Source organism: Streptococcus sp. FSL W7-1342 (assembly GCF_037966635.1).
Taxonomy (GTDB): Bacteria; Bacillota; Bacilli; order Lactobacillales; family Streptococcaceae; genus Streptococcus; species Streptococcus salivarius_D.
The window spans coordinates 1,147,653-1,162,522 of the sequence record NZ_CP150200.1; the positions used below are offsets into that span (position 1 = coordinate 1,147,653).

A 14,870-nucleotide genomic window follows, 5' to 3' on the forward strand; every position below is an offset into this window, starting at 1 on the left:
ATCTAACGTGTGATTGGGAAAGGAGGATTTTATGAAGCAGACAGATATTCCTATCTGGGAGCGTTATACCCTGACCATTGAAGAAGCGTCTAAGTATTTCCGTATTGGCGAAAATAAGCTCCGTCGTTTGGCAGATGAAAATAAAAATGCTGATTGGCTGATTATGAATGGCAATCGTATTCAGATAAAGCGAAAACAGTTTGAAAAAATTATTGATAAATTGGACGCAATCTAGCGTCGCCAAAGGGTCTTGGATATGATAAAATAGCATTAAGTCGTATCAAGGCTCTTTCCATTTTGGAAAGGAGCGAAAGCCATGTCAGAGAAAAGACGTGACAATAAAGGTCGCATTTTAAAGACTGGGGAGAGCCAACGAAAAGACGGAAGATACTTATATAAATATGTAGATTCATTTGGAGAACCGCAATTTATCTACTCATGGAAACTGGTGGCTACAGACAGAGTACCAGCAGGAAAGCGTGATTGTGTTCCTCTTCGGGAAAAAGTTGCGGAGCTACTGAAAGACATTCATGATGGCATTGATGTTGTAGGAAAGAAAATGACACTTTGTCAGCTTTACGCAAAGCAGAATGCTCAAAGACCCAATGTGAAGAAAGGCACGCAAACTGGACGGAAATATCTGATGGATATTTTGACAAAGGACAAGTTAGGTGCAAGGAGCATAGACAGCATTAAACCGTCTGACGCTAAAGAATGGGCGATTAGAATGAGTGAAGATGGATATGCTTATCAAACCATCAATAACTATAAGCGTTCTTTAAGGGCTTCATTCTATATTGCGATTGAAGACGATTGTGTTCGGAAGAATCCCTTTGACTTCCAGCTAAATACCGTCATTGATGATGATACTGTTCCTAAAGTCGCATTGACAACGGAGCAGGAAGAAAAGCTGTTATCCTTTGCGAAAGCTGATAAGACCTACAGCAAGAATTATGATGAAATCCTGATACTCTTAAAAACGGGTCTTCGTATTTCAGAGTTTGGCGGTCTGACACTTCCAGATTTGGATTTTGAAAATCGTCTTGTCAAGGTAGACCATCAGTTACTACGAGATACTGAAAATGGATACTACATTGAAACTCCCAAGACTAAAAGTGGCGAACGACAAGTTCCTATGGTTGAAGAAGCCTATCAAGCGTTTCAGCGAGTGCTGGCGAATCGGAAGAACCGTAAATGTGTTGTGATTGATGGTTATAGTAATTTCCTTTTTCTCAATGGGAAAGACTATCCTAAAGTGGCAAGTGATTACAATGGTATGTTGAAAAACCTTGTCAAGAAATACAATAAATATCATGAGGATAAGCTACCCCATATCACTCCACACATTTTGCGTCATACGTTCTGCACTAACTATGCAAATGCAGGAATGAACCCAAAAGCATTGCAGTACATTATGGGGCATGCGAATATAAACATGACGCTGAACTATTACGCACATGCTACATTCGATTCTGCTATGGCAGAGATGAACCGCTTGGAAAAAAAGAAACAGCAGGAACGTCTTGTTGCTTAGTAGTACAGATGAATTTACTACTAATTTACCACTTCTGACAGTCAATTCATGAGGAAATATATAAGGAAACGTGAAGTATCTTCCAACAGTAAAAATGCTCGAAGCCCTTTAGAATAAGGATTTGCGAGCATTTAATGAGATTTAAAAGGATAATTAGAAATCTATGTTTTGTTTTATTTCAAAAAAATCAGCTCAAGAGGCTGATTTTTTGTTTGGTATGATTAAATCACATTCTAACTTTTACTTCCTATCACTCACTAAACATATCTCTTTCAATCTATGATATAATATCCTTTGGCACCTCGACACCGCCTACGAAGGGAGGTGAGTTTGCCTATGATGGATTTACTATTCAAAACTATCATCGGACCTATTGTGGTCGGTGTTATCCTTCGTCTGATCGACAAGTGGTTAAACAAGGATAGATAGTGCTAAAAAAGACCCCGAGCTTATGTGGAAGTTAGCTTGGGGTCTTTTCTTGCCTATGATATAGACTTACTATTCAATACAAGTGTATTATGTCATAAAAGCTTAGAATTGTCAAGAAACTTGAAGATAACCTTTAGATAGAGATCTTAGTCTTTAGTCTTGTCTTCTTCGTCTTTTTTATCATCATCAGTCTTATTTACGGCTGCTTTAAATTCGGCTAGCATTTTACCGATAGATTGTCCGAGTTCTGGCAAGCGTTTAGGACCAAAGATGAGGAGGGCTCCTAGGACGATAATGATAAGTCCTGGAGCTCCGATATCACGTAGAATTCCCATGAGATCTCCTTTCTATTTATCTTTATATTTTCTTTGTTTACGTCTATAAATGAGCTTACTAAGAGTTACGCTAACTTCATAGAGTAAGATTAAGGGAGCAGTCATAGCCAAGTCACTAATAAAGTCGGCTGGTGTCAAAACAACTGCCAAAACCAAGAGAATAAAGTAAGCATAGCGTCTATAGCGTGTCAGAAATACTGGTGTTATTATGCCGATAGATGTCAAAAAACTCACAACTACGGGAAGTTCAAAGAGAACAGCTAGAGGCACTGTCGTATGCAGTAAAAAACTAAGGTAGTTTTGTGCTGTAATTTGTGTATCAAAGAGCCCTTCACCTAGTTTCAAAAGCACTTCCAAGATAGCTGGACTAACAAAATAATAACCAAAGGCCAAACCCAATACAAAACAGACAAAAGTCGCTGGAATATAGGCAAAAATGGCACGCGCTTCATTGTCCCTCAAACCAGGTTTCACAAACTGCCAAATCTGGTAGGTGGTAAAAGGCAAGGTGACCGTAAAAGCCATGAGACTGGCTAAGTTAATGTAAATCCAGAGAATATCGTTAGGTCCTAGAACCAATAAGGGCTTATCAAATCCTCTAGTCAGATAAGCATAGAGCTCCCCAGCAAACAACAGGGTGATACAGAAAACTAGGAAAAAGCATAACACTACTGCAATAAAACGTCTCCGAAATTCCACCAGATGCTCAACAATGGTCATCTCGTCCTTACTTCTTGCCATGCTGTTTCACCGTTACAAAGGCAATAATAACAATAAAGATAAGTTGTGGAATTAGGACTTCCCAGCTAGGATAGATACCAGCCCAATCAATTGTTGGGAAACCACTAATCAAATGATTGGACATCATATTAGTCAACTGAAGGGCATGAATGCTGACACCGAGCATCTTGAAGGCCAAGGCATAAATCAACCAAGTCAAAATAAAGAAGATACGATGCGGTTTAATATAGTGACTAGCTTTAGTCATAGCCACAGCAATAATAACAAGAACTGCAATGGCTAAAGCAATACCAATCAAGAAATTAGCTGTCGTGATACGTGGGATAATACCAACATAGAAAAGAATGGTCTCGGCACCTTCACGGAAGACAGCCAAGAAACTAAGGGCAAACATGGATACAAAACTTCCAGTAGCCGTCACTGTCTTCATCTGACGGTCCATCAAGTCATTCCACTGTTTAACTGACGACTTGCTGTGGAGCCAGATTCCAATCAGAATCATCATCGCAACTGCAAAGATACCAACGCCACCTTCAATAATTTCACGGTTAGCCCCTGAGGTCACAGCTGGAAAGACAACTTGTAAGATAACTGCTATAAGTGCGCTGGCAAGAACACCAGCAATGGCTCCGCCATAAACCCATTTGAGTCCCTTACGCATCTTGGCTGCCTTAAGAGTTGTCACAAGGGCCATAACGATAAGGAGGGCTTCGACCCCTTCACGCAAGAGAATCAACATGGCATCAAAGGCATTATAAGGAGCACTGGTATCGATAGCTGCTAGGTCTGTAATCAAGGCTTGCAGTTTGTCCTGATAAGCTTTTTCTTTCCCCTTAACCATGATAACCGGTGTTTCACTCTCCACGCGCGTATAGAGGCTAGGGTTAGTCGTGCTTACATCACCTTCAATGGTTGGCCAGATAGTAATGAACTTCTTCATAGTTGCCGCAGCCGTTTTTTCATCACCTGATTGGAATTGACCAAGAGCTTTTTCCAAGAGTTTAATACCATCTTTTAGGGTTAAACTTGAGCTTTTACTATCAAGAGGGACGCCCTTGATAAAGTCATCAATCCCACCCTTGAGATCATCGTAAGATGACTGGATGCTGGTGAAATCAGTAGGCTCCGTCTCAATACTGCTTCGCAAAAGTGAAATGGCCGTCTCAATCTTGCCGTAGTAGGCAGTACTATGGTCACGGACAACAGCTTCATTTCGCGTCCAAGCATTATTCAATTCGCCGTAAGTTTTGCGGGTCGCAGTTAGGTCTTTAGCCGTAATGGCATTCTGTAAGTTCTTGAAATAAGGATTGAGGCGGGTTTCAAGTTTTTCCTTTTCAGCATCCAAGTCAACAGGATTTTGCTCTTTCTCAAATTTAAGAAGGGCTGACGAGATAGAGGTTAGGTCTTCTTCTGTCACGTCACCTTTAATATCAATAGCCTTGCTAACTTTTTTACCAGCCTTGGAATCGTGATTTTCTTTTGTTTCGAAATCAGTCTTAATCTCACCGACTAATTCCTTAGCTTTTACTTGATCCTTATTTTGAACAGCTGTTGTTGCATCTGTGATTTTGATATAGAGATCACTATAGGATTCAGCAGCAACTGGATAGGTCAAGAATAGAGCCAGAAGTCCAAGCAAAACGAGGAGTTTATTCAAAGAGTGCTTGACCAAGGTAGCCTCCTTTCTCCACGCCTGCAAAGCAAGCAAAGAGCCCACTTCCGATATGGGTGATGTACTCATTCATCTTGTCTACAGCACCAAGATTGGTCTGTATTTTGACAAAACGGTCTGGATCCTTCTGGTAGGCAATGAAAATCAATCCTGCATCAAACTGGCCAGTTCTCTCATCAATACCATCTGAATAAGAGTACGAACGACGTAAGATAGGAAGGTCTACTTCTTTAGCCAAACGCACATGAGAATCGACTGGTAGTTTTGAGAGATCTACTTCGTCAAACTCATCTTTCTTACCAAAGGGAGCACCTGATTCCTTATAGCGACCAAAGGTGTTTTCCTGCTCCTGCAAATTGGTACGATCCCAAGTCTCCAAGTGCATCTGTACTAGACGAAGAGCCATATAAGAACCACCCTTCATCCAATCTTTACTATCCGTCCAGACAACCTTGTCGAATTCCTTTTCCGTCGTAACATTGGCAGTACCGTCCTTAAAACCAAAGAGATTTCGCGGCGTCTCCTTACGATCTCCGATGGCTACAAAACCAGATTTGCTCCACTTCATGGTGATTTTATTACGACCTTTGCGAATCAGATTTCGAACAGCATGAAAGGCTACCTGTTCATCATCCGCACAGGCTTGAATAACGATATCTCCACCCGTATACTTGTCCTGTAACTGCTCCTTTGGAAATGGAGGCAAATCACGGAAGAGCTTAGGACGTTTAGATTCCAAACCAAGTTTTTTAAGAAAATCAGCCGAGACACCAAAAGTCAGGCTCAAGCGATAGGGGTTGAGTCCCACTGTTTCACCTGTATCTGTTGGAGGTAAGAGAGCATTAGAACCATCTTTTTTGACCAGCTCTCCTTCGACCAACTTACTACTATAGTCTGTCCAGTCTTTAAAAAGCTGAATCACTTCTTTTTTATCAGTTGTGTGAAGATCTAGCACCACCAAGTAGCAAGCCTTTTGCATAGGAGTTGTAATCCCAGCCTGGTGTTTGCCATAGAAGCTAATATCTTCATCTCCATCATAAGCTTTTTTACTTGAACTATCCTGATTATTGAAAAAAGCAGATGCACCAGAAAGACCAAGCGCTAGCCCAGCCCCTCCAATACCTGCTTTTTTAAGAAATTCACGACGGTCCATTTTTTGATCTAAAAATTTTTCGTCAGTCATTTTTCTTATTTCCCATCTAGGATAACACCCATTTGTGATAATGGTTCACCAAGTTTAGTTACAGCTTCGGCCAATTCCTTAGTATCTGCCTCACTCAAATCTGTATAAGACTTATAGTTTTTCTCATCAGTCATGTGTTTGTCCAAAAGACCATTGACATTCTTGAATTCTGTTTCCAAAGTCTTAACAAGCTTAGCATCTTTCTTTTGGATCAATGGCTTGAAGAGTTCAAAGATTTTTTCTGCCCCTTCAATATTGGCACGGAAGTCGTAAAGATCGGTGTGTGAGAAGACTTCTTCTTCACCTGTAATCTTTTGAGTAGCCACTTCGTTAAGAAGGTCTACAGCTCCAGTCAACATGATATCTGGAGTGACTTTAACAGTTGCAATTTTAGCCTTGAGTTCCTTGATATCGTTGACCAATTGATCTGCATAGGTAGCTGTACCATCGGTCGTGTTGTCTTGCCACATGATACGTTCAATACGGTGGAAACCTGACCAGCCATCTTCTGATTTATTTTCGTCCATGTAATCAACCAAACGGTAGTCGATTTTCACGTCAGACTCACCGAAGCTTTCGGCAATTGGTTCTGAACGTTCGTAAGCCATACGAACCAATGGGTATTGTTTCTTGGCTTCTTCAAGATTTCCTGACTTGAGGGTTTCACTGAATCCTTCAGTATCTTTCAAAAGCTGATCGATTTCGCCTTCAACGAAAGTCTTGTAATCACTTGTGGCCTGCTTCAATTGTTTTTGCTCACTAGCTGTGAGTTTTGAGTTAGTTGAGCTAGAATTACTTGAATTACCAGATTTGGCACAAGCCGTCAATAAAAGTCCTGATGCCAAAAGAACAACACCAAGTTTGTTAAGTTTTTTCATGAATGTCTCCTATTTTCAAGATAGTGTTCGACATTTGTCGTTATATATGTGAATCGTTTGTTTTTTCTAAATGAAAAACGAACGATAATAAGTCAATAATGGTCTCTCATATGTAAGAGAACATATTCTAAACTAACAGAAGAAACCAGCACTGTCAACGGTTTTAGGCTATTTAAGAACTATTCTAAAGAGCAGATAAGAATGATTCTAAATAAAAGAAAAACCAAGGGATTTTAGACTCCTTGGTTTTGACTATTTATTGTCCGGCATATTTTGATACTTCTTCAAACATCAATTTGGTTGATTCCAAACCACCACCTGAGAGGTACCACAAATCTGGAGTAAGGGTAACAATATGTCCATTTTTACCAGCATTTGTTTCTTGTAGAAGGCTATTATTTAGGATATCAGAATTTTGTGTATCATCACCACCAATAGCTAGTGTACGGTCAACTACAAAAATGAAGTCTGGATTGACTTGGTTAACACTTTCAAAGCTAAGAGAAAATCCATGATTAGCTCCACCTTTTTGTTCTTTTGAAGCTTTCTTCTCATTTTTTTCTTCCTTGCCTTTCTTACCTTCTTTACCTCCACCATGTTTTTCATTTGGAATTTCCAAACTTGTTGGTTTAAAGCCTAGGCTGTTGTAGATAAATGAGAAGCGACCTTCTGGCGAAACACCCGCCATGTTACCTTCGTTAAGCATGACTGTCAAAGTTGTTGACTGAGTATCCTTATTAGCTTCTTGCGATTTTTTAACTATTTGATCAATCTCAGAGATTTTAGTCTTGACTGTTTTTTCAGTTTTATCACCAAACACCTTAGCAAGTTCTTGAATATTAGATTTCACCGAACCCCAATAATCTTTGCTACTTGTTTCAAAATAAATAGTTGGTGCAATTTTTTTGAATTCATCCATTTGGCCTTGAGTACGTCCAGAAAGAATGATGAGATCTGGCTCAAGCTCTGCAACCTTCTCTAAATTGACTTCCTTCAAGTTTCCGACATTAGTAATCCCTTTCTTATTTTTTAAATCACTGAGATAACTTGGAAGACTGTCAGTTGGTAGACCAACAATACTGTCTTCTTTACCAAGTGCACGAATAGTATCCGCTGCACCATAATCTAAGACAACGATTTTTTTAGGATTTTTAGGTACTTCACTGTTACCTGTAGAAGTTTTAATTGTAACAGTCTTTTCTTGGACTGAACTATTACTTTTTCCTGAACCGTTTGAACAAGCCACAAGAGTGAGGATTGATACAAACGCTAGAAGAGCCAAAAACAATTTACGCTTTTTCATAAATTCCATCCTTATCTATATAAGCAGATTTTCTTGCCATCGATATCTGCGATTGTAATTTTCATATCATAAAGTCTGCCTAGGATATCCTCAGTCATTACCTGATCTGGACTCCCATGACTAAAGACTTTACCATCTTTAAAAGCGACCATGACATCAACGAACTGACTGGCAACATTAATGTCGTGGATAACAACGACGACCGTTTTCCCCAAATCGTCCACCAAACTTCTCAAAGTTTTCATCATGAGAATCCCCTGTTTGATGTCCAGATTATTGAGAGGTTCATCCAATAGAATAATATCCGTATCTTGTGCAAGGATCATAGCAATATTGACACGCTGTAATTGCCCACCAGAGAGTTGATCAATGCGTCTTTTTCGTAAAGAATCTAGGTTCATATAGGTAATTGCCTGATCGATTTTTTGATAATCTTCGGTTGACAATCTCCCTTGACTGTATGGATAACGGCCAAAGGAAATCAGTTCTTCAACAGTCAATTTCACCTGATAATCAACCTTTTGTTTTAACATTGAAAGTTCCTTTGCCAAGTTCAAAGAGTCCCAACTTTCAATTTCTTGCCCTTTAATATAAAGATACCCTTCCTCTTTAGGCATAAGACGACTAATCAAGGACAAAAGTGTAGACTTTCCAGCACCATTTGGACCAATAAAAGCTGTAAATTTTCCTTGGTCTATAGAAAGTCCAACTTCATCTAGAACTTGATCTTTTCCATAAGATTTTGAAACCTTATCTATGTTAATCATAATTTACGACGCTCCTTATACAAGAGATAGAAAAAGAATAGTCCTCCGCCCAGTTCAATCATAGTCCGAACACTGATACTAAAATTAAACACGCGTTCAACCAGTGTTTGAGCCACAAGAAGGACAACATAACCTAATAAACTCCCTACAATAAAGAGGGTTTGATGTCGGAAATCTTTAACCATCTGATAAGTTAAATTAGCCAAAATAAACCCAAGATAGGATAGAGGGCCCACTAAGGCAGTTGAGGTAGCTACTAGAATCACGACAAACCAAAGAATTTGAGTTTGCTCCTTTTCAACATTGATCCCCAGTAACCTAGCATTATCCTTACCAAGGTAAAAGATATCTAGAACTCTCCCCTTTCGATATAGGAAAAAACAGAGCACAACTGTGATTCCAACCGCAAGATAAAGAACTTCCTGATTGACGTTTTGCAAGGAAGCAAAGAGCTTAGATTGCAATTTATCGTACTCATTTGGATCCATAAGGACTTGTAGGAAAGTTGAAAGACTTCTAAAGAAAGTGCCCAAGGTCATACAGATTAAGAGAATTAATCCAACCCCTTTTCCTAACAGATTCTTTATCATAGGTTGCAAAGTCAGAAAGAAAACACATTGCAAGGTCATGACAATCAAAAATTCAGTCATTGACCTCGGTGCTACTCCCTGTGACCATCGCCAAAAGATAGCTAAAAAAAGAGATTGCATGAGGACGTAAAAACTCTCTAATCCCAAGACTGACGGTGTCAAAAAGCGATTACCTGTCACTGCTTGAAAGGACACCGTAGTAAAGCTTGAAATTAGCGCTACAACTAGATAGACCAAAAGTTTCTTTAGCCTCAGATTGAGAATATATGTGTTGGGTAGACTAGCCGTCGGAAAAAGGTAATATGCAGTTGCTAGTAGAGCTAGGCAACTTAATACCAGTAATAGGATAAGTGTAGAACGTTTAATCATTGTCATGTACCTTCTCCTTTCCAAATTAGCATCAGAAAGACAAGGGTTCCTATGACGCCCAAAATCAAGGACACAGAGACCTCATAAGGCCAAATAACAAGACGTGCTACAATATCACAAGCCAATACTAATATCATACCAACCAGAACAACTAAACTTCGGGTCTTTTTGAAGAAATCTCCAGCAAACTGACGAACTAAATTCGGTACGATAACGCCTAAGAAAGGAAGTGCACCAACCGTTATCATGGTAATAGCTGAAGTTAGAGAAACCAGTACTAAAGCAAGAGTCTCCATTGTCTGATAAGGTAATCCTAGGGTACGGCTAGCATCCTCACCCAATGCCATAACCGAAAACGTATTAGAATACAACCAAACACCTAATAGTACAATCACTAAGAGAAAAAGCCATTCATACTGATGTCGTTGAATCATCGAAAAGGAACCCTGACTCCATGAAGTCATTGATTGAATAAGGTTAAAACGAAAGGCGATCATTTCAGCAAAGGAACCAATAATACCACTATAGATAAGTCCAACCAAGGGAAGGACCCATTTTTCCTTAAACTTCAAACGACGAATAACTTGGATGAAAAGACTAGTAAATAGAAGAGACGAAATGAAGGCAAAGCTCATCTTTTGAAATAATGTTGCCTTACCAAAGAAGAACAACGATGAAAGTATACCCAATTGTGCTGCTTCAGTAGTCCCTGTTGTCGATGGTGCTGCATAAGGATTTTGCGAGATTGTTTGCATTAGCAATCCAGATAAACTTATGGCCGAACTCGCAAGTATTATGGCTAAAGTTCTAGGTAGACGAGACTCCCAAAAAAGCTCCCAAGATTCATGATGTCCTTGAAATAATCCAAAGAAACTGAACTGCCTATTTGAACCAATAGCCAATGATAATATAATGAGTAAGACAACTATTACCCATAAGATACTCTTTTTCTTCATAAAACCTCTTCTATTTACCAAAAAATCTTTAATCATAATCTCATCAAAAACCAATTCATAGCTGACTTCGATACTATTAATTAAAGATTATGTTCTTACCCTATCAAATGTTACAATCACTGTCAACGCTTTCTAAGTATATAAGAATCATTCTAAAATTTTGTTAATAATGAGTATAAAAAAATAGCGTTTTTTATAATAAATCAAAAAAAGCGAGACGGATCTAAACCTGAAAAATTTAGATTATCATCTCACTTATGTCAATTTGTTTTAAAAATTTTTTTATTTTTGAAAATTGAAGGAAGAGACTTATTTATAGTTTCTTTAAAACATTGCAAATATATCCCACAGCCTCAAAAATAATTACTTACTACGACGTTTTCGAAGGAATCCTAGGCTAAGAATACTTAGCAGACCTGCTACAAAGAGTCCACGATTTGTCTTTTCACCAGTGGATGGCAGTTGCTTATCAGTTTGACGACTAGCTTCAGTCTCAGCCTGACTATTGTCACGATTAACAAGCTCTACTTCTCCGACAAAGTCTTCTTGGCTTGAAGCCTTGGCAGTTGTTTTAGTTACCTCAGTCTCTTTTCCACCAAATGACACAGTCTTCTCAGAAGGCTTAGCTACTTCCTCAGTTGGTGTCTGAGCATTGGTTAAACGAATAATAGTCGCTGTTAATGGATCCAAAGTCAAGATGTTATTGTTGATTGCAACACCTGATAAATCACTAATTCCAGATAGATTAACTTGATTGCCATCTGCTAAAACCATATAGGATAGACCATTTGTAAGCTTGCTCAAATCAAACTGACGAGCCTTGCTATCAGCATTGACATAGACAAGGTAACGATCTCCATTGGAAGCAACAGTTTGGTATCCTAATACCAAATCTTCTTGAGCGACATTATCCTGACCAGGAACCGTCAATAGCGTCACACGTGCATCCACATCTGCTTTAGATTTGAAATTGAAGGCATCCGTAGACTTACGTAAGGCAATTAACCCTTTGGTAAAGGCACGGGTTTTCGTATTTTCTGGGAAGGCCTGACTATCAGTCGCCTTAGTCCAGTCAAAATGGTTAACCGCATCACTTGAATCATAAGAATCATGAATGAAGTAAGGATAGTCAAATGGATTACCCTTTTCATCAACTAAGAGGTGTGACTTGTTCGGCACCTTGTCCTCAGATACAGGATAACGGTAGGCAGGATCACGGAACTGTTTGGTGCGGCCGTATTCCTGACCAGAGTGAATAAATGGTGTTCCCTGAGCAGTCAAGACCATGAGGTTCCCTAGACGCAAGCGACGATGAATTTCAGCATTATTCTCAGGCTTGCTTGGATCCTTCTTGATTGATTGGGCAATGATATCAAAAAGGGTCAAATTATCATGAGCAGCAATATACTGGATAACGTCACCTGGAGAATCAGCCTCGAAGTTAGTTGGTTGTGCCTTGATATTATCAAAAACTTTATTAATATCACGTTTTCCACCTGTGATGAAGGCCGGTGTCCCCTCGTTTGGATAACCTGATTTGAGGGTATTTCGAATATCATCTGAAAATACTGCTACGGTATCTGTGTCTTTCATCCAAGACTGATCGGCAGGCTGAACAGGGCTATTTTCATCGCCAGCATAAGTCACCCAACCCTCACCGAGCATAATGAGGTTTGGATTAAGGGCGCGTGCAGTATTGTAAGCTTGCTCGATACTTTCAGCATCATGGTCACCCATCATATCAAAGCGGAAACCATCCACTTTGTATTCCTTAGTCAAATAAGCAATAGAATCTACCAAGACACGACGGCTCATATAGTGAGTCGTACCTAGACGACCGCCTCCAAAACTCGAACGAGGAGTGCCATCAGCATCCATAAAGTGATAGTAATTTGGCTCAAGGTCTTCAAAAATAGCTGTCTTGGCTGTATGATTGTAAACCACATCCAAGATAACACCCATACCATGGGCATGGATAGCTGCAACTAAATTCTTGAATTCTTCAATACGTTTAGCTGGATCACTAGGGTTTTCAGAATACATACCCGTCAAAGAGAAATAGTTTTGTGGATCATAGCCCCAGTTGTAGTTACTATCGCTTGAAGCATAGGCATCCAAACGTTTGCCATTTTGCAATTCATTAACAAAATAGTAGCTCAATACTGGCAAAAGCTGAATATGAGTAACCCCAAGGTCTTTAAGATAATCCAAACGCTCCGCAAAGGCTGCAAAAGTACCAAACTGGTGCTTCAATTCAGTTGAGATAGCCTTGTCAGAGGTGAAATCTCGGACATGAGCCTCATAAATGATGGCATCTTCTCGAGATTTAAAGTTAGGAATCTTAGCGTAGTCAAGGTCTTTTGGTCCATAATTAGCAGGATCTACAAAGGCAGCCTTGGCAATCTTGTGTTCAGGTCCCTTGTTGGCATCGTCACTATTCCAAGCTGCCAGAGATTTCGCATAAGGATCAAGAACAATTACTGACTGATCACCACGTTTAATGCGGTATTGATAGAAATAACCTGTTAAGTTTTCAAGGCCAAAATCAGTCGCAAGTAGGTCAGCTTGCCAAGTACCTCGAGGCCCTTTGCTTAGAGCGTGTTCAGCCAGCACCTTGTCTTGATTATTCTTATCATAGACAATGATATCTACTTGATTAGCACTTGGTGACCAAAGTGTCACATGTGCCTTAGTACCATTCTCTTCTAGTCGAGCACCCAATTCACCATCATAACTGTAGAGGGCATCCTTTAATTGCCAGCTCTCAGATGTTTTAAAACTATCACTGCCCAAAGTGACCTTATAAGGCAGATTTTCTGCAGCAAAATCACCTGTTAATGTAGCTTTTTTGAGTTTAGCATCCAAGTCAAGCTGTTTAAGAGTTACACTGTTACCATCCTTATCCGTCACCTTAAGGTCTTTGAGAATATCTTCAGATGAGACCTCGTCTAAGTTGGTGAAGCTAAGTTCGATTTGGCTTGGACTAAGCTGCTGAGCCCCAGTCAAACGCACATCCTTGACAAAGTAAGGGTTGGTGTAGACTGTCGGATCAGTATCTCGTACGAAAAGCTGACGAGATTTTTTCAAGTCACTAAATTTATAATCATTTGATTGAATTTTCACATCATCTCCTGTTTTGCTCTCATCTAAGAGTAAAAATCCTATCGATTTTGCCGCTTGTGTTAGTGGAATATCTAAGTAGGCACCATACTTACCATTCGGTTGGAAATTGACACCATCAGGCCAATTGCTTGGAGCGTCCTTAACATCACCCCAATACCAGACAGACTTATTGCTATAGTCACCATCCGTACGGAAATAATTGATACGAACGTGGTCTTGAGGGATAGGTTGATAGCTGTAAACTTGGAAATCCTTGTCAATCCAGGCTTCATTCATTTGAGGGCTAAGAATTTCGACTGCTTTATCCCCTGAAAGGTTCGTTCCAGCGGCATTATTAATCAAGAAGCTAAGTTTTTTAGGTGCTGAAGACAACTTCACATCTAAATAGACACCATAATCATCCTGTTTGGCTTCAGCAAATGAGGTTGCCCCTGTCGGCCAGGCCCCCTTCTGAGATGATGGTGTCTCAACATCATCCCAAGTCCAAAGACCAAGAGATGACTTGTCTGGACTTGGCAACTCTTGAAAATGCAAGCGAATAGTCCCCTCAGCAATAGGATCCTCAGACGCATTCGTAAGAGTTTGACTATTATTAGTACTTACTGTTTTTGGCGTGTTTTCGCTAGTTTCAGTTAGCTTGGGAATCTCAGTACGGCCAGTATTTTCTTCTGGAAGAGAAACTGGCTCATTTTCCTTGGATACCGTGGCATTCTCAGCTGCTACAGGAGCTGTTGGCGTTTCAGTTACTAGTCCACTGGTAGTAAGACTAGGATCAGCTTGTTCTACCTGTGTGCTAGAGTCGGGCGTTGATACTGCTTCATCTGCTTTTACTCCTTGAACTGCAGCAAAGCTCAAAAAAATAGCTCCAATGGTTACAGAAGCCAAACCTAACTTGTACTTGCGAAGGCTATAACGAAGAACTTTTTCATCATTAGCTTGAGTATTTCTTTTCATAGAAACTCCTTTTGTTAACGTTTTCATGTTTTTTAA

The 14,870-nt window shown here is 39.7% G+C and carries 13 protein-coding genes; 3 read left to right on the forward strand and 10 right to left on the reverse strand.

The features are described 5' to 3' along the window. Positions 1–31: 31 nt before the first annotated feature. From NSQ79_RS05100 to NSQ79_RS05110, 3 genes are all read left to right on the forward strand, one after another. Positions 32–235: an excisionase gene (locus tag NSQ79_RS05100; RefSeq protein ID WP_000814510.1), complete on the forward strand. Its 204-nt coding sequence runs from the start codon at positions 32–34 to the stop codon at positions 233–235. An 81-nt stretch (positions 236–316) separates the two neighbouring features. Beyond that, entirely contained in the window at positions 317–1,534 is a 1,218-nt protein-coding gene (locus tag NSQ79_RS05105) for a tyrosine-type recombinase/integrase (RefSeq protein WP_001291569.1), read from the forward strand. 336 nt (positions 1,535–1,870) lie between these two features. Beyond that, positions 1,871–1,963: a type I toxin-antitoxin system Fst family toxin gene (locus NSQ79_RS05110; RefSeq protein WP_004182539.1), complete on the forward strand. Its 93-nt coding sequence runs from the start codon at positions 1,871–1,873 to the stop codon at positions 1,961–1,963. Between the two features lie 146 nt (positions 1,964–2,109). Here the strand turns inward: NSQ79_RS05110 and NSQ79_RS05115 are convergent, their stop codons facing one another. The 10 genes from NSQ79_RS05115 to NSQ79_RS05160 form a co-directional block, all read right to left on the reverse strand. After that, positions 2,110–2,298, reverse strand: a complete 189-nt coding sequence (locus tag NSQ79_RS05115; RefSeq protein WP_002884867.1) for a twin-arginine translocase TatA/TatE family subunit — start codon at positions 2,296–2,298, stop codon at positions 2,110–2,112. A gap of 12 nt (positions 2,299–2,310) precedes the next feature. Continuing rightward, the gene (tatC, locus tag NSQ79_RS05120; RefSeq protein ID WP_045772432.1) at positions 2,311–3,039 is read right to left on the reverse strand and encodes a twin-arginine translocase subunit TatC; all 729 of its coding nucleotides are present in this window, start codon (positions 3,037–3,039) and stop codon (positions 2,311–2,313) included. Further along, positions 3,026–4,711 carry an FTR1 family protein gene (locus NSQ79_RS05125; protein ID WP_164331985.1) on the reverse strand — a complete coding sequence of 562 codons (1,686 nt, stop codon included), beginning with the start codon at positions 4,709–4,711 and terminating at the stop codon, positions 3,026–3,028. Before NSQ79_RS05125 ends, tatC begins: the two co-directional genes overlap by 14 nt. Continuing rightward, positions 4,689–5,894 (reverse strand): iron uptake transporter deferrochelatase/peroxidase subunit, encoded by a 1,206-nt coding sequence (efeB, locus tag NSQ79_RS05130; RefSeq protein ID WP_049528419.1) that lies wholly within the window; start codon positions 5,892–5,894, stop codon positions 4,689–4,691. Before efeB ends, NSQ79_RS05125 begins: the two co-directional genes overlap by 23 nt. A 5-nt stretch (positions 5,895–5,899) precedes the next feature. Continuing rightward, positions 5,900–6,772, reverse strand: a complete 873-nt coding sequence (gene efeO, locus NSQ79_RS05135; protein WP_004182544.1) for an iron uptake system protein EfeO — start codon at positions 6,770–6,772, stop codon at positions 5,900–5,902. A gap of 256 nt (positions 6,773–7,028) precedes the next feature. Continuing rightward, positions 7,029–8,075, reverse strand: a complete 1,047-nt coding sequence (locus NSQ79_RS05140; protein WP_045002074.1) for an ABC transporter substrate-binding protein — start codon at positions 8,073–8,075, stop codon at positions 7,029–7,031. Between the two features lie 11 nt (positions 8,076–8,086). Next, a complete protein-coding gene (locus tag NSQ79_RS05145) occupies positions 8,087–8,842 on the reverse strand; it encodes an ATP-binding cassette domain-containing protein (RefSeq protein WP_004182546.1) in 756 nt (251 codons plus the stop codon). Then, the gene (locus NSQ79_RS05150; protein WP_004182547.1) at positions 8,839–9,807 is read right to left on the reverse strand and encodes an iron chelate uptake ABC transporter family permease subunit; all 969 of its coding nucleotides are present in this window, start codon (positions 9,805–9,807) and stop codon (positions 8,839–8,841) included. The genes NSQ79_RS05145 and NSQ79_RS05150 overlap by 4 nt, the downstream gene beginning before the upstream one ends. Further along, entirely contained in the window at positions 9,804–10,757 is a 954-nt protein-coding gene (locus NSQ79_RS05155; RefSeq protein ID WP_037605572.1) for an iron chelate uptake ABC transporter family permease subunit, read from the reverse strand. The genes NSQ79_RS05150 and NSQ79_RS05155 overlap by 4 nt, the downstream gene beginning before the upstream one ends. A gap of 363 nt (positions 10,758–11,120) precedes the next feature. Then, positions 11,121–14,834, reverse strand: a complete 3,714-nt coding sequence (locus NSQ79_RS05160; protein WP_049528425.1) for a pullulanase — start codon at positions 14,832–14,834, stop codon at positions 11,121–11,123. Positions 14,835–14,870 lie beyond the last annotated feature (36 nt).

What these genes read in the sequence shown, in the direction of transcription:
- efeB (WP_049528419.1), bottom strand. Translation starts at nt 5,894, where the DNA reads ATGACTGACGAAAAATTTTTAGATCAAAAAATGGACCGTCGTGAATTT.
- NSQ79_RS05140 (WP_045002074.1), bottom strand. Translation starts at nt 8,075, where the DNA reads ATGAAAAAGCGTAAATTGTTTTTGGCTCTTCTAGCGTTTGTATCAATC.
- NSQ79_RS05110 (WP_004182539.1), top strand. Translation starts at nt 1,871, where the DNA reads ATGATGGATTTACTATTCAAAACTATCATCGGACCTATTGTGGTCGGT.
- tatC (WP_045772432.1), bottom strand. Translation starts at nt 3,039, where the DNA reads ATGGCAAGAAGTAAGGACGAGATGACCATTGTTGAGCATCTGGTGGAA.
- NSQ79_RS05150 (WP_004182547.1), bottom strand. Translation starts at nt 9,807, where the DNA reads ATGACAATGATTAAACGTTCTACACTTATCCTATTACTGGTATTAAGT.
- NSQ79_RS05145 (WP_004182546.1), bottom strand. Translation starts at nt 8,842, where the DNA reads ATGATTAACATAGATAAGGTTTCAAAATCTTATGGAAAAGATCAAGTT.
- NSQ79_RS05160 (WP_049528425.1), bottom strand. Translation starts at nt 14,834, where the DNA reads ATGAAAAGAAATACTCAAGCTAATGATGAAAAAGTTCTTCGTTATAGC.
- NSQ79_RS05100 (WP_000814510.1), top strand. Translation starts at nt 32, where the DNA reads ATGAAGCAGACAGATATTCCTATCTGGGAGCGTTATACCCTGACCATT.
- NSQ79_RS05115 (WP_002884867.1), bottom strand. Translation starts at nt 2,298, where the DNA reads ATGGGAATTCTACGTGATATCGGAGCTCCAGGACTTATCATTATCGTC.
- NSQ79_RS05105 (WP_001291569.1), top strand. Translation starts at nt 317, where the DNA reads ATGTCAGAGAAAAGACGTGACAATAAAGGTCGCATTTTAAAGACTGGG.
- efeO (WP_004182544.1), bottom strand. Translation starts at nt 6,772, where the DNA reads ATGAAAAAACTTAACAAACTTGGTGTTGTTCTTTTGGCATCAGGACTT.
- NSQ79_RS05155 (WP_037605572.1), bottom strand. Translation starts at nt 10,757, where the DNA reads ATGAAGAAAAAGAGTATCTTATGGGTAATAGTTGTCTTACTCATTATA.